This window comes from Brucella pituitosa, from assembly GCF_003049685.1.
Lineage (GTDB): Bacteria > Pseudomonadota > Alphaproteobacteria > Rhizobiales > Rhizobiaceae > Brucella > Brucella pituitosa.
This window is the reverse complement of record NZ_PYSY02000001.1, coordinates 1,054,336-1,072,268: the sequence shown is the minus strand read 5'-3', so window position 1 is coordinate 1,072,268 and position 17,933 is coordinate 1,054,336. Positions and strand designations below refer to the sequence as shown.

Sequence of the window (17,933 nt, the reverse complement as noted above, 5' to 3'; positions counted from 1 at the left end):
CACGCTCTAGGAGAGTAACGAGTCCACCCGTATCAGGTTCCTTATTCTTCTGCCTCGCCATCAAAGCGTGAACGGGCTTCCCGCATTTCCTTACGATTCTTGACTGCCCATTGCCCGAGAACATCAATCGGCACCGCCAGTGAATGGCCGAGCTCCGTCAAGGAATACTCGACCTCAGGCGGTGAGGTCGGACGCACATGGCGTGCCACTAACCCATCACGCTCGAGCGAACGCAAGGTAACAGTCAGCATCCGTTGGGAAATACCCTCAATCGCTCGCCGCAGCGCGTTGAAACGCATGGAGCCTGTTTGCAAGTTGAAGACAACGAGAATGCTCCACGTATCTCCCACCCGGTCAAGCACTTCGCGGATTGGACATAGGCCTTCACCTTCTGGGTCGGATTGAAACGCAGCCGTCGACGACAATAACGGCGTTTTGGCATCCGGGCGTGTGGTGATCGTCATTCTGTCTCCTTGGGCATGCTTCTGCCGCTTCATTCTCGACTGACCGCTCTTGTCAGCGACACAGTTACTTCCATGTACCCTAACCATGAAAAAGTGCGTTCTTCACAAGGCTCTGCGTATCGACTACCTAGTTACCATAAAGAACCTGATTATTAAATATCACTTCTATGATTGGAACTGAAAGGAAAATGTCATGGCTAAAATCGCACTGATCGGCGCTACAGGTTTTGTTGGCGCTGCCGTCCTCAAGGAAGCTGCATCACGCGGCCACAGTGTCGCCGCCCTGGTCCGCAATACGGATAAGGTTGCGAAACTCGATAATGTGACTGCTGTAAAGACCGACGTATTCGACACCGATGCGCTCGCAAAGCAGATTGCTGGCAGCGACATCGTCATTTCAGCATTCAATCCCGGCTGGGCAGACGCCAATATTCGCGAAAACCACATCAACGGCAGCCGTTCCATCAATGAAGCTGCCAAAAAAGCAGGCGTGAAGCGTCTGATCGCAGTTGGCGGTGCAGGTAGCCTTGAGATCAATGGCCATCAGCTCGTGGACTCCCCTGAGTTTCCTGCCGAATGGAAGGAAGGTGCGCTGGGCGCACGTCAGGCACTCAACGAACTGCGCGAAGAGAAGGACCTGGATTGGACATTCGTTTCACCTGCCATCATTCTCCAGCCCGGCGAACGTACAGGCAAATATCGCCTTGGTGCAGACCAGCCTGTTTTTGACGACAAGGGCGAAAGCAAAATTTCAGTTGAAGATCTGGCCGTTGCGATCGTCGATGAAGCGGAACAGGGTAAGCATATTCGCCAGCGTTTCACTGCTGCTTACTAAGATCAATTACGACCGGGCGGACAACCGCCCGGTTTCCGTGAAGTAAATCGATAGATTTAGAGCGCATCCCGAAAAGTGTGAAACGGTTTTCGGGATGGGCTCTAAACCAGTTCGACTTCCACGACACCGGGAATTGCCTTCATGGCGCTGGCGATCTGTGGGCTGACACGATAGCGATGCGGAAGTTCGATCTCAACTTCACGCTGGCCTTCTTCCTTGATCACGATAAGGCTCACCTGACCATCGCCACGCGTGTTGAAATGCGGCACGATGTGCTTCAAAGCTTCAGCGGAGCGAAGATAAAGCCGGAGCGCCTTCTGCATCCGGCATGCCTCATCTTCCAGCGATTGTACCGTCTGGATACGCAAGCCTATGCCTTCCGGACGGTTTTCGGCGGCAACCGTGATGACCACCGATTTACCACTTTCGAGAAGATCGCGATACTGCGCAAGACCTTCGGAGAAAAGCACAGCTTCAAACTGACCGCTGGCATCGGAAAGCTGCACGATACCCATCTTGTTGCCAGTGCGCGTTTTGCGTTCCTGACGCGTGGTGACAGTGCCCGCCAGACGTCCTGCATTTGCACCGCGCTTCACAGCGGCCGAGAAATCTGCCCAACTCTGAACGCGCATACGATCGAGAACCTGACGATATTCGTCCAGCGGATGAGCAGATAGATAAAAGCCTACCGCCTGGAATTCGCGGTGCAGCTTTTCTGACGGCAACCAGGGAGCGGCCTGTGGCAGGATCAATTGTTCCTTTGGCGCTCCCGAAAGACCGAAAATGTCGGACTGACCACTGGCCGCATTTTCCTGAGTGCGCTGCGCAAAGCCCATGATGCGATCCATGCCCGCGCTCATTGCAGCGCGATCACGCCCAAAACAATCGAGCGCGCCCGCATTGATCAAGCTTTCCATCACACGTCGATTGACGATTTTCGGATCAATACGCTCGCAGAAATCCTCAAGGCTTTCAAACGGCTTCTCAGCCCGCACATTGACGATATGGTCCACAGCCGCTTCGCCAACGCCCTTAATCGCTGCCAACGAGTAGAAAATCTTCTTTTCGCCAACTTCAAACGGGCGGAAGGAAGTCATGACAGATGGTGTCACCACATCGATACCCAGACGATTGGCCTCGCGGCGGAAATCGTTGAGCTTGTCGGCGTTGGACATATCGTAGGTCATCGAAGCCGCGAGGAACTCGACTGGATAATGCGCCTTCATATAGGCGGTCTGGTAAGACACGATTGCATAGGCTGCGGCATGAGACTTGTTGAAGCCATAGTCAGCGAACTTGGCCAACAGGTCGAAAATCATATTCGCCTGCGCCTTGTCGACACCGCCTTCAATCGCACCATCGACGAAACGAACGCGCTGCTTGTCCATCTCCTCGCGGATCTTCTTACCCATCGCGCGACGCAGAAGGTCAGCTTCACCGAGCGAATAGCCCGAAAGCACCTGCGCGATCTGCATAACCTGTTCCTGATAGACGATAACGCCCTGCGTTTCCTTGATAAGGCCGTCGATTTTCGGGTGAATGGAGGCGATTTCCTCCTCACCGTTCTTACGCGCATTATAGGTCGGGATATTCTCCATCGGACCCGGACGATAAAGCGCCACAAGCGCAATAATGTCCTCAATCCGGTCAGGACGCATGCCGAGCAGCGCCTTGCGCATGCCCGCACTTTCAACCTGGAACACGCCGACGGTTTCGCCGCGCGAAAGCATTTCATAAGTCAGTGCGTCATCGAACGGCAGGCGCGTAAGGTCAATTTCAATGCCTTTACGCGCAACAAGCTTGACGGCTGTTTCCAGCACGGTGAGCGTTTTCAGACCGAGAAAGTCGAACTTGACCAGTCCCGCCTGCTCGACCCACTTCATGTTAAACTGAGTAACCGGCATATCCGAACGAGGATCGCGATACATTGGCACGAGTTCAGAAAGAGGCCGATCACCAATCACAATACCGGCAGCGTGCGTTGAGGCGTGGCGATAAAGCCCTTCAAGCTTCAGCGCCATATCGAGAAGACGACCGACGACCGGTTCTTTCTCGCGCTCTTCATTGATTTTCGGCTCTGTCTCAATAGCCTGCGCCAGTGACACCGGATTGGCCGGGTTCTGCGGCACCAGCTTACAAAGACGGTCAACCTGCCCGTAAGGCATTTCGAGAACGCGTCCCACGTCGCGCAGCACAGCGCGCGCCTGAAGCGTTCCGAAAGTTATGATCTGTGCGACCTGATCGCGCCCATATTTCTCCTGTACGTAGCGAATGACTTCTTCGCGGCGTTCCTGACAGAAGTCGATATCAAAATCGGGCATCGATACGCGGTCTGGATTAAGAAAGCGCTCAAACAGCAGCGAAAACCTTAGTGGGTCGACGTCGGTAATAGTCAATGCGTAAGCGACGAGAGAGCCAGCACCTGAACCACGTCCCGGCCCGACTGGAATGCCGTGCAACTTCGCCCATTTGATAAAGTCCGCAACGATCAGGAAGTAACCCGGGAACTTCATGCGGGTGATAATGCCAATCTCGTAATCGAGACGTTCGGCATATTGTTCTTCCGTATATCCTTCGGCAAGACCGGCAGTTTCCAGCCGCATCTTCAGGCCTTCACGCGCCTGTCGGGCCAGCTCTTCGGCTTCGGCCTGAATACCTGCCTCTGGATCATCAGACTCACCAGTAAAGCGCGGCAGAATGGGCTGACGCGTCTGCGTGAACCAGCTGCAACGTTCGGCAATTTCAATCGTGTTTTCGAGTGCTTCCGGCAGGTCTGCAAATAGAGCCGCCATTTCTGCGCGGCTTTTGAGATGATGATCCGGTGTCAGACGGCGGCGATCATCATTGGAAAGGATTTGCCCTTCGGCAATAGCAAGCAGCGCGTCATGTGCCTCGAAGTCTTCCGCCTTGAGGAAGAAGGCTTCATTGGTTGCAACAAGCGGTAAGTCCATCGCATAGGCGAGCTCAACAGTCTTCGCCTCAAGCGCACGGTCATAGCCGGATTGTCGCTGCAATTCGACATATAGCCGATTTCCAAAAGCTTCTTTCAAAAACGCCAGACGTGCTTCTGCACGGTCCGGGCGGTCTGCAGCAAAAGCCCGTCCGATTGGACCGAGCTGTCCACCCGAAAGCACAATGACGTCATCGGACAAGCCGGATAGCCAGTTTGCTTCGATGTGAACCGGATCGCCCGACGGAGTATCAAGGAAGGCACGGCTGACGAGCCTAACGATATTCGCATAGCCCTCTTCGGTCGAAGCGAGCAAAACAACAGGCGCCAAATCGAGAACCAGTCGGCGATTGGCACTGCGGCTGTTATCATTGTGATCGCCAAACCCCAAGTCCAGCTGACAACCGATAATTGGCTGCAAACCGTCTTTCGACGCCTTCTGCGCAAATTCCAGTGCACCAAAAAGATTATTGCTATCAGTTATCGCGATGGCCGGTGCTTCATCGGCAATCGCCTGTTTGATGATCTTGCCGACAGGCAATGCGCCTTCAAGCAAGGAATAGGCAGAATGTACCCGCAAATGGACGAAACGAGGTGACGACTTGCCCTCGCCCGCTGCAATGCTTGCTGTATCACTCATTCTATTTCCCCGATCTATACAGAGCTGAAAGCACTGCCATACCATGATAGCGAAATCATGTCCCAGCGCCGTCCGGGCACGTCTCATTCAATGAGAGCTGCACCCGGTAACGGGCGACTCTTATCGCCCACTACGCCAGTTTCGGGGAATACGGCAACGAAGTCCAGAGCGACGGTCGTTACAATCAACGGGGTTCACAGAAGAACCCTTATCACGTTTTCAGATTACACTTACCCAGATGGCGAAAGTGGCAACGAACAGGCTGACGGAGACGAAAGACAAAACGTCGTAGACGAGATCGGTCATTGGAATAACTCCTCTTTGTTCACGTATGTTTATTTTTTGTTCCATTTTTGTTCTAATGTCAACACCCGTTCTTATAGATGCATGTATTTAAGGTTTACGAAAAATAAACGTGCAATCGCCGGCAGCATGGCCACCGGCGTTGAACAAACAAGATATGAGGGGGAAGTTTTGTCTACATATCAAGGCGCGAGCGCTTTGCGCATCGCCCCTTGATAGGCGACTGATTAGACGTCGACGACCTTGCCTTCGCGAAGCGTCACACGACGATCCATACGGCGGGCCAGTTCGTGGTTATGCGTTGCAATCAAAGCTGCAAGGCCCGACTGACGCACAAGTGCTTCCAGCGCACCGAAGACATAAGACGAGGTCGTCGGATCGAGATTGCCTGTCGGCTCATCGGCCAACAATACCAGAGGCGCATTGGCAACCGCACGCGCAATCGCGACGCGCTGCTGCTCACCACCGGAAAGCTCCGAGGGACGATGAGACGCACGCTTGCCGATCTTCATATAATCGAGCAGCTGCTGTGCACGTACTGATGCTGCCTTCTGCGGCAAACCACGGATCATTTGCGGCATCATCACATTTTCAAGGGCTGAAAATTCCGGCAACAGATGATGGAACTGATAGACAAAGCCGACATCGTTGCGACGAACCGCTGTACGCTCGTCTTCCGACAGACCACCACATGAACGGCCATCAATAATGACATCGCCGCTGTCCGGGCGTTCAAGCAGACCGGCTGTATGCAGCAAAGTCGACTTGCCCGCACCAGATGGTGCAACGAGCGCGACCATCTCGCCGCGACGCAGTGTAAAGTTCGCGTCCTTGAGAATAACGAGTTCGCGATCAGCTTCCTTATAGGCGCGGCTGACATTTTCCAGACGCAGAATGATTTCAGCCGCCATTATTCATACCTCAGGGCTTCGACCGGATCGAGCTTAGCAGCGCGCCATGCCGGCAAAATGGTGGCAATAAAAGAAAGGATCAAAGCCATTGCTATGACGGACAATGTTTCACCAACATCCATCTTCGCGGGTAGCGTGCTCAGGAAATAAAGTTCCGGATTGAACAATGTTGTACCCGAAAGCCAAGAGAAGAACTCACGCAGACGCTCAACATTAAGGCATACGACAACGCCTAAGACGACGCCTGCAAGCGTCCCCGTCACACCAATGGCAGCGCCAGTCATCAGGAATATGCGCATCACCGCGCCGCGCGTTGCACCCATGGTGCGCAGGATAGCGATATCGTGCCCCTTGTCCTTCACAAGCATGATGAGACCGGAGATGATATTGAGCGCAGCGACAAGCACGATCAGCGTCAGGATCATGAACATGACATTACGTTCGACCTGTAGCGCCGAAAAGAAAGTCTGGTTACGCTGGCGCCAATCCACCAGAGAAATCTGGCGGGCTGCTACTTCTTCGACAGGCGCACGCATTGCATCCACCTTGTCGGGGTTATCGACAAATATCTCCAGCGACTGCACCTTGCCTTCCTGATTGAAGAAAAGCTGCGCCTCTGAGAGCGGCATCATGACGATTGACGCATCATATTCCGACATGCCGATCTCGAAGATTGCAACAATCGGATAGGCCTTCACGCGTGGATTGACGCCAAAAGGCGTGACGTCACCATCGGGTGAGATAACGCGCAGTGAATCGCCAATAGAAAGGCCGAGATTTTCAGCCATACGGGTGCCAATTGCCACGCCGCCGCTCTGATCGAAGCCCTTCAATGTGCCCTGTTTTACATTCGTGGAAACAAGCTTGAGCTTGTCAAGATCCTCTTCGCGAAGACCACGTACCAATGCACCGGTGCCAGCACCGATGTTACCCTGAACGAGGGCTTGCCCCTCGACCACAGGAATAGCGAACTGGACACCCTTGATCCCATCTATGCGCTGGATGAGGCTCGCATAATCATCAAGAGGCCGATCCATCGGCTGCATGATGAGGTGGCCATTGATACCCAAAATGCGGTTCAAAAGCTCGGCACGAAACCCGTTCATCACCGCCATAACAATGATGAGCGTGGCAACACCAAGCATGATGCCAGTGAAAGAAAAACCGGCAATGACCGAGATAAACGTCTCGCGGCGGCGCGCTCGCAAATAGCGCCATGCGATCATCCGCTCATAGCCTGAGAACGGACCAGAAGAAGGCGCCTTGCTGGATACCTTCTGCTTGCCGTCAGATTTTGCTGCCGCCGCATTGCTCATGTTTAAGCCGTCAAAAGGTTGATTGCCGCTTCAACAGTGAGGTTCTGACGCTCACCCGTCTTGCGATCCTTGACTTCGACTTCGCCCGCAGCAACGCCGCGTGGACCGACGATCACCTGATAAGGCAGACCGATCAGATCCATTGTCGCAAACTTGGAACCCGGACGATTGTCCGTATCATCCAGCAGTGGATCAATCCCAGCATTGGTAAACGCTTCATAGAGCTTTTCGCTCACGCCGTCACAACCCTCATCGCCGGGCTTCATGTTGACAATGCCAACGCCGAACGGTGCGATTGCCTTTGGCCAGATGATGCCTGCTTCATCGTGCGAAGCTTCAATCGCAGCTGCAACCAGACGCGACGGGCCAATACCATAAGAACCCATCGATACGAGGTGTTCCTTGCCATCAGGTCCCTGCACCTTTGCACCCATTGGTTCGGAATACTTGGTGCCAAAATGGAAGATGTGACCAACTTCAATACCACGAGCCGAAACCTGATCGTCAGCTTTCACCGCCGACCATTCTGCTTCGTCGTGCATTTCATCTGTTGCCGCGTAAGGCGTCGTCCAGCGCGTAACGATATCCGTCAGCTGTGCGTCATTACGGAAATCCGTATCAGCACCCGGAACCGCCAGATCGAGATAAGCCTTATCGCAATAAACCTGGCTTTCGCCCGTTTCTGCAAGAATGATGAACTCGTGCGAAAGATCGCCACCGATCGGGCCGGTATCCGCACGCATTGGGATCGCCTGCAGGCCGACGCGGGCAAAAGTGCGCAGGTAAGAGACGAACATACGGTAGTAAGCCATTTTCGCGCCCTCATAATCGAGGTCGAACGAATAGGCGTCCTTCATAAGGAACTCGCGCGAACGCATCACGCCGAAACGCGGACGCACTTCGTCGCGGAACTTCCACTGAATATGATAAAGATTGAGCGGCAGATCCTTATAGGAGCGCACATAGGAACGGAAAATGTCCGTAACCATTTCCTCATTGGTCGGCCCGAAGAGCATTTCGCGCTCCTGACGATCCTGAATGCGCAGCATTTCCTTGCCATAGGCATCATAACGACCGCTTTCACGCCAAAGATCGGCGGACTGGATCGTCGGCATCAGAATTTCGTTGGCACCAGCGCGATTCTGCTCTTCACGAATGATGTTGCAGACCTTGTTGAGGACCTTCAGACCAAGCGGGAGCCATGAATAGATGCCTGCCGACTGCTGCCGGATCATACCGGCGCGCAGCATCAACCTGTGGGAGACAATTTCTGCCTCCTTTGGATTTTCTTTCAGAATGGGCAAAAAATACTGCGACAGACGCATCGTGACCACCGATCAAGAGAGAGATTGCCTGAGTAACAACTGAGTGTGTGTAGAATCAGGCAAAAATTAAGCAAACTTGCCGGTTTCATAACGGGTTATGCCGCTGTTGAAAACCCGCTCCGCTTCGCTTTACTGAGCAGCCTTTTTACCGTCCACAACCATCATTGATGTACGTATTAAAAGAGATGCCCAAAGACCATCTGAGGATTCACTTTAATTTTCAATGTATTATGTATCTGAGATACTAGAACAGAAAAAAATGCGAAGGAAATATGACGTCTCGAAAGATTTTTGGTGACAAAAGCTGTGCAGTCCGCTATTTTTTTCGGCAACAAGCCTAACAACGGAATGAAACCGTTGTCTCACGCGGTCAAAGTCTTGGGAGGATGGATCCAGGCGCGAAATTCCGCCGCCGCCAGTAAAATGGAAACGGGTCGAACGCGTATTCGACTAGCAAGGCGTAAGCCTTGCTTTTTTTTTGGCTTTAACGCGACCACCGACTGCAGAGATCTCATTCGCAACACAAGTCGTTGATTTTCTAATTATTTTTCAGTTGCAATGATGGTCAGCGCTATGCTCCAAGCGTAAATTTGGCGCGCTTCCATTTCGTAAAATCTCCATAAAAATGGAGTATCTCGCATCGCTAATTGTCTATCTATTCAAACAGTTATGCTGAAATAGTAAGTTTTAGATTCACGGCATGCTCCAATAAAATGCGCCCCTTGCTCAACGCAAAACGGCGCCTAATTTTTAGGCACCGCTCCGTCAAATCAGAAAAATAAGTATGATCGAACGACCGCTTTTACTTCAGATCAGGGAAGAAGTGCGGGATATCGTCAAGGCCGAAACCTTTGACCTGCGTCATGTAATAGTAAAGGCCGAAGATAACCGTAGCCACCAGAGTTGTACGCAGAAATGCGAGTCCGATGCGTGGCTTCGCAGGAGCACTGGCAACCGTACCTAACGTGACGTCATTTTCTTCTGCTTGTGTTCTCAAGCCGACCGGTAAAAGCGCAAAAAGCGTCGTCCACCAGATGACAAAATAAATCGCGATGCCTGAAACCCAGGACATGATTATACCTCCTCCAGTTCGATCAGTGTCCCATTGAAGTCCTTGGGATGCAAAAACAGAACAGGTTTGCCGTGCGCACCAATCTTTGGCTCACCATTGCCGAGGACGCGCGCGCCTTCGGCTTTGAGGTGATCTCGGGCCGCGATGATATCCGCAACCTCATAGCAGAGGTGATGCATGCCGCCAGATGGATTTTTTTCGAGGAAGGAGGTAATGGGTGATCCCTCACCCAATGGCTCTAGCAATTCGATCTTGGTATTGCCAACATCGATGAAGACCACCGTAACACCATGCTCAGGCAAGGCTTGTGGCGCGGTTACTTTCGCGCCTAATTGGCTGCTGTAAAGCGCGGAAGCAGCCTTTATATCTGGCACCGCGATTGCGACATGGTTCAGGCGTTCAAGCATCAGTGTCCTTCTCCCGAAAACAGAGCTACTTTATCCGGTTGATAAACACCGTCACTACCGGCTTTTTGCCCCATGCCTCATTTGTCGCAGAGCGAACAGCGCGGCGGACCGATTCACGAACCACTTCGAGATCCTTACGGCGTGCGCGCGGAATGCTGTCGATGGCCTCGATAGCAGCGTCAAGCAGGATATCTTCCATCAGATCGCCCTGCCCATCTTCTTCCGGGAGGCCGAATGCGACGAGATCCGGCTCGTCCATAATCTTGAAATCGCGATCAAGCAGAACAGAAACAGCGACATGGCCGACAAAAGCGAGCTTGCGACGCTCAACCATGCCAATTTCGTCTTCGTCACCGATCAGCTTGCCGTCCTTGTAGATACGGCCAACCGGCGCTTCATCGATGATTTCTGCCTTGCCTGGTGCAAGGCGCAGCATATCGCCGTCGCGAACCTGTGCAATCTCTTCAATGCCTTCCATGGCACCCAATGAACCCTGCGCAACCAGATGTGCGGCTTCGCCGTGCACCGGCACGAGAATTCTCGGGCGTACCCAGGAATACATGCGCTTGAGTTCACTGCGACGCGGATGGCCGGAAACATGCACAAGCGCATCATCATCACTAATCAGCTTGATACCCTGATCGATGAGTTTGTTCTTGATGTCGAGAATGGCTTTCTCGTTACCCGGAATCGGGCGCGACGAGAAAATGACCGTGTCACCGGCAGACAATGCGATGCTGCGCATTTCATCGCGCGCCAGCTTCGCGAGTGCTGCACGTGGTTCACCCTGACTGCCCGTCAGGATCATCACGACATTTTCACGCGGAATATAGCCGTAATCATCTTCGCTTAGGAACTCCGGCAGGCCTTCCATATAACCAAGCTCTGTTGCGACAGCGATCGTGCGCTTCATCGAACGGCCGACCACCAGCACCTGACGTCCGGCATCGCGTGCTGCTTCCGTAATGGAACGGATACGACCGACGTTGGACGAGAAGGTTGTAACAGCCACGCGACCGCGTGCATTCTCAATCAGCTCACGCAGGCTATCACCGACTTCACGCTCAGAAGGAGATTCACCCTCACGCATTGCATTGGTGGAATCGCAGATCAGCGCCAGAACCCCACGATCACCGATTGCGCGGAACCGCGCTTCGTCGATCAGCGGCCCCATGGAAGGATCGGGGTCCATCTTCCAGTCGCCCGTATGAACAACCGTGCCAAGTGGTGTGGTGATCGCAAGCGAAACAGGCTCAGGAATCGAGTGCGTAACGGCAATGGCTTCGAGCTTGAAGGGACCGACTTCGAAACTTTCGCCAGCTTTGAATATCGTAATTGGAATTTCTGGCGCGCCAAATTCAGACTGGCGCTTCGCTTCAAGCAGACCCGCCGTGAATGGCGTCGCATAGACCGGTGCTTTCAAGCGAGGCCAAAGATCGAGCAGTGCACCGTAATGGTCTTCGTGCGCATGCGTAATGATGATACCGCGCAGATTGTTCTTCTCGGCCTCGAGAAACCGAATGTCAGGCAGGATCAGATCCGCGCCTGGATGTTCAGGTCCGGCAAAGCTTACGCCCATGTCGACCACGATCCATTCACGATTGTCTTCAGGACCAAAGCCATACATGGCGAGGTTCATGCCGATTTCGCCGACACCGCCGAGAGGCAGGAAGACAAATTGCGTCGATGGTGAGCGGGGCATAATGCCTCCCTGTTCTAACTTCGTTTTAGAGTGCCTTCTTATCAAATTGATTCAGCTTAACACTCTAACTTTTTGATATAGCATGCATCCTGTTCCGGAGAAGAAACCAACTCTTCGCCGAAGATGCTCTGATTATGCCTCTGTTGAACCGACTACCGATAGTTTGCAAGCCCGGAATGGCATCAACTTAAGCGTATTTTGCACACATAACCTGTCAGGAAACGGCTTTAACTGATGCCGCTGTTCCAAAATAGACATCGCCTGCAGTCACCGGGACGCGTGTTCCGTCGTCCTCACGGATGACCAGCCGACATTCCGAATCGATTGTTTCAAAAACGCCTTCAATAATCCGGCCATTCAACTGCATCACAACGGGCTGACCAAGACCATGCGCGCGCTTGAGCCAAAGCTCGCGGATATTGTTCAATCCCCGCCCCTCATCCCAGATGCGGTAATAGTGACACCATGCATCGGAAAGTGCCAGAAACAGCGTTGCGGCATCCGTATTGCCGCCCAATCCGTTGATAGAGGTCGCGGTATAGGGCAAGCCTTCAGGAGCTGCGACAACGTTTGTGCCCATGCCAATCGCTATTCCGAAGCATCCACTAGGGAGCATCGTTGATTCAAGCAGAATCCCGGAAAGCTTTGCACCATCAACCAGAACATCGTTCGGCCATTTGAGCGCGACATTCACTTTGGCAACCACCGCTTCCGGCAAAACGGCATCAACAGCATCCGCCAAGGCGAGACCTGCAACAAAACCGAGCGTGGCAGCAGTTTTCGGATCGAAGCGATCAACGAGAAGCAGAGTAGCGGCGAGATTGCCTTCGGGCGCGGTCCATGTACGGCCACGGCGCCCTCGTCCGCTCTCCTGTTTGGGAGAAACGAACCAGAGGCGCCCTGCATCACCGGCATTAGCCTGTGCAAGCGCCTCTGCATTGGTAGAACCAACGACTGGAAAGAACTCCAGTCGGTATTCGTCTGCTAAAGCCGCAGGTGCCAGCGTGAAACCCATGCCATCACCTGCGGCCTTATTCATTGTCATGCTCAGAAGAACGTCTTGGCTGCAGTTTCAGCCAAACCGCCGAGCCAGCCACCGATCAATCCGTAGAACAGAACGAACGCACCCGAAGCGAGCAGTACCAGACGCAGCTCGATTGCTGCAGGAACGAAAGTCGTTACCGGTTCATCGAACCACATGATCTTGATCATGCGCAGGTAATAGAACGCACCAACAACGGAAGCGACGATACCGATGATTGCGAGCGGATAGAGACCCACTTCAACCGCAGCCATGAAGGTGTACCACTTACCGAAGAAGCCAGCGAGCGGCGGGATACCAGCAAGCGAGAACAGCATCATGGTCATGATGGTTGCCATAACCGGGTTGGTACGCGAGAGGCCTGCCAGATCTTCGATCTGTTCGACATTGCCTTCTTTCGTCCGCATGGACAGGATGAAAGCAAAGCTACCAAGCGTCATGACGAGGTAAATCGCCATGTAAAGGGCGACGCCGCGAACACCGACAACCGTACCGGCTGCCAAACCGACGAGCGCATAGCCCATGTGACTGATCGACGAGTAAGCCATCAGGCGCTTGATGTTGCGCTGACCAATAGCGGCAAAGGCACCCAGCACCATCGAAGCAATTGCAACGAAAGTGATGACCTGCTGCCAGTCATGGGTGACAGGAGCAAAAGCGCCTTCAACCACACGAACGATCAGAGCCATTGCAGCCATCTTGGGAGCGGCGGCAAAGAAAGCGGTTACTGGTGTTGGCGAGCCTTCATAAACGTCCGGCGTCCACATATGGAATGGAACAGCGGAAATCTTGAAGCACAGGCCTGCCAGAATGAACACCAGACCGAACACCAGACCAAGCTGACGTTCGCCACCCGAAATGGAGCTGGCGATTTCTGCAAAGCCGATATGGCCGGTGTAGCCGTAAACAAGGCTGATACCGTAAAGCAGCATGCCCGAAGAAAGCGCGCCCAGAACAAAGTACTTGAGGCCAGCTTCTGTCGAACGAACGCTGTCACGATTGAATGCTGCAAGCACATAGAGTGCAAGCGACTGCAGTTCGAGGCCCATATAGAGCGTCAGCATGTTGGATGCCGACACCATGATGAGCATGCCAAGTGTTGCAAGCACGATCAGCACAGGGAACTCGAACTTGTCGAACTTTTCTTCACGCGCAAAGCCGACAGACATAACGAGCGTCACGATGGAGCCGATCAATGTCAGCGCCTTCATGAAACGCGCAAAACCATCGTTCACAAAGCCACCGCCAAAAGCGGTGCCGTTGTGCGGGAAGATAACGACAAGAGCCAGTGCAGCAATCAGAACGGCAACAGCAAGCCCATTGACGAGTGTGGAGGCGCGCTCTCCGGAGAACACGCCGATCATAAGCAATGCCAGCCCGCTCAGCGCGAGGAGAACCTCGGGAGCTGCGAGAGACAGGGAAGCAATCAGGTCGGTTTGCATCGGGCCTTTGCCTTTACTACTGCGCCAGCGAAGCGCTAGCGGCATTCGCCAGCGCTGCGTCGTAATGATTAACCAGTGCATGCACAGCGCTTGCGGTCGCATCGAAGACCGGCACTGGATACACACCGAAGAAAATGGTGAGGGCCACAAGCGGATAAAGGATCAGCTTTTCACGCGGGCTGAGATCGAGAAGGCCCTTGAGGCTTTCCTTGGTCAGCGCACCAAACACCACGTTGCGATAGAGCCACAGCGCATAGGCTGCCGACAGGATCACACCCGAAGTTGCGAACAGAGCCACCCACGTATTGACGCGGAAGACACCGAACAGCGTGAGGAATTCACCGATAAAGCCCGACGTACCCGGAAGACCGACATTCGCCATCGTCAGGATGAGGAAGGCAACGGCATATTTCGGCATGTTGTTGACGAGACCGCCAAAGGCCGAAATCTCACGGGTATGCATACGATCATAGATCACGCCGACGCAAAGGAAGAGCGCGCCCGAAACGATACCGTGCGAGAGCATCTGGAAGATTGCACCCTGCACGCCCTGCTCATTGGCTGCGAAGATACCCATGGTGACATAGCCCATGTGCGCAACCGACGAATATGCGATCAGCTTTTTGATATCTTCCTGCACCAGAGCCACAAGCGAGGTGTAGACGATAGCAATTGCCGAGAGTGCAAAGACGAACGGAGCGAAATCGGCAGATGCCAGCGGGAACATCGGCAGCGAGAAACGCAGGAAACCATAGCCGCCGAGCTTCAGAAGGATACCGGCCAGAATGACCGAGCCTGCTGTTGGTGCTTCAACGTGCGCATCCGGCAACCATGTATGAACCGGCCACATTGGCATCTTGACTGCGAAGGACGCGAAGAATGCCAGCCATAGCCACGTCTGCATACCTGCCGGGAAGTCGTATTTCAGCAGTTCAACGATATTGAGCGTACCGGCCTGCCAGTACATTGCCATGATCGCGATCAGCATCAGCACCGAGCCGAGCAGCGTATATAGGAAGAACTTGAAGCTCGCATAAACGCGGCGCTTGCCACCCCAGACACCGATGATGATGAACATCGGGATAAGGCTCGCTTCAAAGAAGACATAGAACAGGAACAGATCCAGCGCGCAGAACACGCCGATCATGAGCGTTTCCAGAATAAGGAACGCGATCATGTATTCCTTGACGCGCTTATCGATGGCGACCCAACTTGCCAGCACGCAGAAAGGCATGAGGAAAGCAGTCAACACGACGAAAAGCATCGAAATGCCGTCAACGCCCATGTGGTAGGAAATGCCACCACCGAGCCAGTCAACCTGTTCGACCATCTGGAAGCCCGGATTTGAATTATCAAACCCAGCCCAGACAACCAGAGAGAGAATGAAAACGAAAACCGTAGTCAGCAACGCAACATTCTTGATGTTGCGACGCGAGGCTTCGCTGTCATCCTTGATGAGAAGGATCAACAAGGCGCCGACGAGCGGCAGAAATGTGACCGTAGATAGAATTGGCCAATCGGTCATCAGAGAGAGCTCCCGAGCATCATCCAGGTGACGAGCGCGGCGACGCCGATAAGCATCGCGAATGCGTAGTGATAAAGGTAACCAGACTGCAGCTTCACAACGCGACCTGTAACATCAAGAACGCGTGCAGCGACACCGTTAGGACCGTATCCGTCAATAATCTTGCCGTCGCCGACCTTCCAGAAGAAGCGGCCGAGCCAACGTGCAGGACGGACGAAAATCAGGTCATACAGTTCGTCGAAGTACCACTTGTTGAGAAGGAACTGATACAGACCGCGATGACGCTCTGCGAGTGTCTTCGGAATGTGTGGTGCGCGGATGTAGAACACCCAGGCCGTAACCAGACCGATCAGCATTGCGATGAACGGCGACAACTTAACCCACAGCGGAACATGATGATAATGTTCCAGGATTTCATTGCCCGGAGCCGTGTAAAGCGCGCCCTTCCAGAACTCTGCATATTCGTGGCCGAAGAAGTATTCCTTGAACACAAAACCTGCAAACAAAGCGCCAACAGCAAGAAGCATCAACGGAACGAGCATCACTGGCGGCGATTCATGAGCATGATGCATGACTTCAGCAGAAGCGCGGGGCTTGCCATAGAAAGTCATGAAAATCAGACGCCATGAATAGAAGCTTGTGAACATCGCTGCGATAACCAGAAGCGTGAAGGCGTAACCCGAAGCGAGGCTGTGCGATGCAAAGACCGACTCGATGATGGCGTCCTTCGAGAAGAAGCCAGCCGTACCGATAATCGTGCCCGGTACACCCAGACCTGTGATCGCGACAGTACCGATCATCATCATCCAGTAGGTAATCGGGATCAGCTTACGCAGACCACCCATGCGACGCATGTCCTGCTCGTCCGATACGGCATGGATAACCGAACCGGCGCATAGGAACAGAAGTGCCTTGAAGAAGGCGTGCGTGAAGAGGTGGAATACCGCTGCACCGTAAGCGCCGACGCCAAGAGCCGCAAACATGTAACCAAGCTGCGAACAGGTCGAGTAAGCGATAACGCGCTTGATGTCGTTCTGCACGAGCGCAACGGTTGCAGCAAAGAATGCTGTCGTTGCGCCAATGATCGTCACGATAAGCAATGCTGTATGCGAATGTTCAAAGATCGGCGACAGGCGCGCAACCATGAACACACCCGCGGTCACCATTGTTGCCGCGTGAATAAGTGCGGAAACAGGTGTTGGGCCTTCCATCGCGTCAGGAAGCCATGTGTGCAGCAGGAACTGCGCGGACTTACCCATCGCACCCATGAAGAGCAGCAGGCAAACAACGGTCAGCGCAGTTTCCTTGTGCAGTTCATAGCCAAGGAAGTTGAGAACAACCGCACCGGTATCGGCAGCACCTTCTGCAGGCAGATAATTCGCAGCAGCAGCAAAGATCGTGTTGTAATCAACCGACTGGAACAGCGCGAACAGGCCGAAGATACCGAGCAGGAAGCCGAAGTCGCCAACACGGTTGACCACGAAAGCCTTCATTGCGGCGGCATTTGCCGAAGGCTTCTGGAACCAGAAACCGATCAGAAGATAAGATGCCAGACCCACACCTTCCCAGCCGAAGAACATCTGGATCAGATTGTCCGACGTAACCAGCATGAGCATGGCGAAGGTGAACAGCGACAGATAGGCAAAGAAGCGCGGGCGATGTGGGTCGTGGTGCATGTATCCGATCGAATAGATATGCACGAGAGCCGACACCGAGTTCACCACGACCAGCATGACGCCAGTCAGCGTATCAACACGCAGAGCCCAGTCGAACGACAGCGAACCAGACGTCACCCAATGAAGCACAGGGATACGGACCGTTTCGGCATCGTGGCCAAGCGGGATCTGAAAGAAGACAACCCATGACAGGATCGCGACGATCACCATCAGGCCGGAAGTTATGTATTCACTCGCCTTGGCGCCAATCTTATTGCCGAAAAGACCGGCAATAAGAAAGCCAATAAGCGGAAGGAAGACGATCGCGTTATAGAGCATTTGCC

At 53.6% G+C, this 17,933-nt stretch carries 13 protein-coding genes; 1 reads left to right on the top strand and 12 read right to left on the bottom strand.

The features are described 5' to 3' along the window. Positions 1-41 precede the first annotated feature (41 nt). On the bottom strand, positions 42-464 hold the full coding sequence (locus tag C9380_RS05305) for a winged helix-turn-helix transcriptional regulator (RefSeq protein ID WP_024897496.1): 423 nt from the start codon (positions 462-464) through the stop codon (positions 42-44). A gap of 193 nt (positions 465-657) precedes the next feature. Between C9380_RS05305 and C9380_RS05300 the strand changes: the two genes are divergently transcribed. Continuing rightward, complete coding sequence (locus C9380_RS05300) at positions 658-1,299, top strand: NAD(P)-dependent oxidoreductase (RefSeq protein ID WP_128093160.1); 642 nt, start codon at positions 658-660, stop codon at positions 1,297-1,299. Positions 1,300-1,400: 101 nt separating this feature from the next. Here the strand turns inward: C9380_RS05300 and dnaE are convergent, their stop codons facing one another. The 11 genes from dnaE to nuoL form a co-directional block, all read right to left on the bottom strand. Next, positions 1,401-4,889: a DNA polymerase III subunit alpha gene (dnaE, locus tag C9380_RS05295; protein ID WP_100559189.1), complete on the bottom strand. Its 3,489-nt coding sequence runs from the start codon at positions 4,887-4,889 to the stop codon at positions 1,401-1,403. Positions 4,890-5,419: 530 nt separating this feature from the next. Then, positions 5,420-6,103, bottom strand: coding sequence for an ABC transporter ATP-binding protein (locus C9380_RS05290; RefSeq protein ID WP_128093159.1), 684 nt, complete (start codon positions 6,101-6,103; stop codon positions 5,420-5,422). Continuing rightward, a complete protein-coding gene (locus tag C9380_RS05285) occupies positions 6,103-7,419 on the bottom strand; it encodes a lipoprotein-releasing ABC transporter permease subunit (protein ID WP_128093158.1) in 1,317 nt (438 codons plus the stop codon). The genes C9380_RS05290 and C9380_RS05285 overlap by 1 nt, the downstream gene beginning before the upstream one ends. A 2-nt stretch (positions 7,420-7,421) precedes the next feature. Further along, positions 7,422-8,744 (bottom strand): proline--tRNA ligase, encoded by a 1,323-nt coding sequence (gene proS, locus C9380_RS05280; protein WP_024897491.1) that lies wholly within the window; start codon positions 8,742-8,744, stop codon positions 7,422-7,424. An 802-nt stretch (positions 8,745-9,546) separates the two neighbouring features. Then, positions 9,547-9,816: a DUF1467 family protein gene (locus C9380_RS05275; protein ID WP_128093157.1), complete on the bottom strand. Its 270-nt coding sequence runs from the start codon at positions 9,814-9,816 to the stop codon at positions 9,547-9,549. A gap of 2 nt (positions 9,817-9,818) precedes the next feature. Beyond that, positions 9,819-10,223 carry a methylmalonyl-CoA epimerase gene (gene mce / locus C9380_RS05270; RefSeq protein WP_100559195.1) on the bottom strand — a complete coding sequence of 135 codons (405 nt, stop codon included), beginning with the start codon at positions 10,221-10,223 and terminating at the stop codon, positions 9,819-9,821. A 25-nt stretch (positions 10,224-10,248) separates the two neighbouring features. Further along, complete coding sequence (locus C9380_RS05265) at positions 10,249-11,925, bottom strand: ribonuclease J (RefSeq protein WP_024897488.1); 1,677 nt, start codon at positions 11,923-11,925, stop codon at positions 10,249-10,251. Between the two features lie 214 nt (positions 11,926-12,139). Further along, positions 12,140-12,940, bottom strand: coding sequence for a biotin--[acetyl-CoA-carboxylase] ligase (locus C9380_RS05260; RefSeq protein ID WP_128093638.1), 801 nt, complete (start codon positions 12,938-12,940; stop codon positions 12,140-12,142). A 32-nt stretch (positions 12,941-12,972) separates the two neighbouring features. Continuing rightward, positions 12,973-14,409 carry an NADH-quinone oxidoreductase subunit NuoN gene (nuoN, locus tag C9380_RS05255; protein WP_024897486.1) on the bottom strand — a complete coding sequence of 479 codons (1,437 nt, stop codon included), beginning with the start codon at positions 14,407-14,409 and terminating at the stop codon, positions 12,973-12,975. Positions 14,410-14,425: 16 nt separating this feature from the next. Next, positions 14,426-15,934, bottom strand: a complete 1,509-nt coding sequence (locus C9380_RS05250) for an NADH-quinone oxidoreductase subunit M (RefSeq protein WP_100559197.1) — start codon at positions 15,932-15,934, stop codon at positions 14,426-14,428. Next, on the bottom strand, positions 15,934-17,928 hold the full coding sequence (gene nuoL / locus C9380_RS05245; protein ID WP_024897484.1) for an NADH-quinone oxidoreductase subunit L: 1,995 nt from the start codon (positions 17,926-17,928) through the stop codon (positions 15,934-15,936). The genes C9380_RS05250 and nuoL overlap by 1 nt, the downstream gene beginning before the upstream one ends. Positions 17,929-17,933 lie beyond the last annotated feature (5 nt).

Excerpts from the sequence above, each read along its gene's own strand:
- nuoL (WP_024897484.1), bottom strand. The coding sequence starts at position 17,928 with ATGCTCTATAACGCGATCGTCTTCCTTCCGCTTATTGGCTTTCTTATT.
- C9380_RS05250 (WP_100559197.1), bottom strand. The coding sequence starts at position 15,934 with ATGACCGATTGGCCAATTCTATCTACGGTCACATTTCTGCCGCTCGTC.
- mce (WP_100559195.1), bottom strand. The coding sequence starts at position 10,223 with ATGCTTGAACGCCTGAACCATGTCGCAATCGCGGTGCCAGATATAAAG.
- nuoN (WP_024897486.1), bottom strand. The coding sequence starts at position 14,409 with ATGCAAACCGACCTGATTGCTTCCCTGTCTCTCGCAGCTCCCGAGGTT.
- C9380_RS05285 (WP_128093158.1), bottom strand. The coding sequence starts at position 7,419 with ATGAGCAATGCGGCGGCAGCAAAATCTGACGGCAAGCAGAAGGTATCC.
- C9380_RS05300 (WP_128093160.1), top strand. The coding sequence starts at position 658 with ATGGCTAAAATCGCACTGATCGGCGCTACAGGTTTTGTTGGCGCTGCC.
- C9380_RS05275 (WP_128093157.1), bottom strand. The coding sequence starts at position 9,816 with ATGTCCTGGGTTTCAGGCATCGCGATTTATTTTGTCATCTGGTGGACG.
- C9380_RS05265 (WP_024897488.1), bottom strand. The coding sequence starts at position 11,925 with ATGCCCCGCTCACCATCGACGCAATTTGTCTTCCTGCCTCTCGGCGGT.
- proS (WP_024897491.1), bottom strand. The coding sequence starts at position 8,744 with ATGCGTCTGTCGCAGTATTTTTTGCCCATTCTGAAAGAAAATCCAAAG.
- C9380_RS05290 (WP_128093159.1), bottom strand. The coding sequence starts at position 6,103 with ATGGCGGCTGAAATCATTCTGCGTCTGGAAAATGTCAGCCGCGCCTAT.
- C9380_RS05260 (WP_128093638.1), bottom strand. The coding sequence starts at position 12,940 with ATGGGTTTCACGCTGGCACCTGCGGCTTTAGCAGACGAATACCGACTG.
- C9380_RS05305 (WP_024897496.1), bottom strand. The coding sequence starts at position 464 with ATGACGATCACCACACGCCCGGATGCCAAAACGCCGTTATTGTCGTCG.
- dnaE (WP_100559189.1), bottom strand. The coding sequence starts at position 4,889 with ATGAGTGATACAGCAAGCATTGCAGCGGGCGAGGGCAAGTCGTCACCT.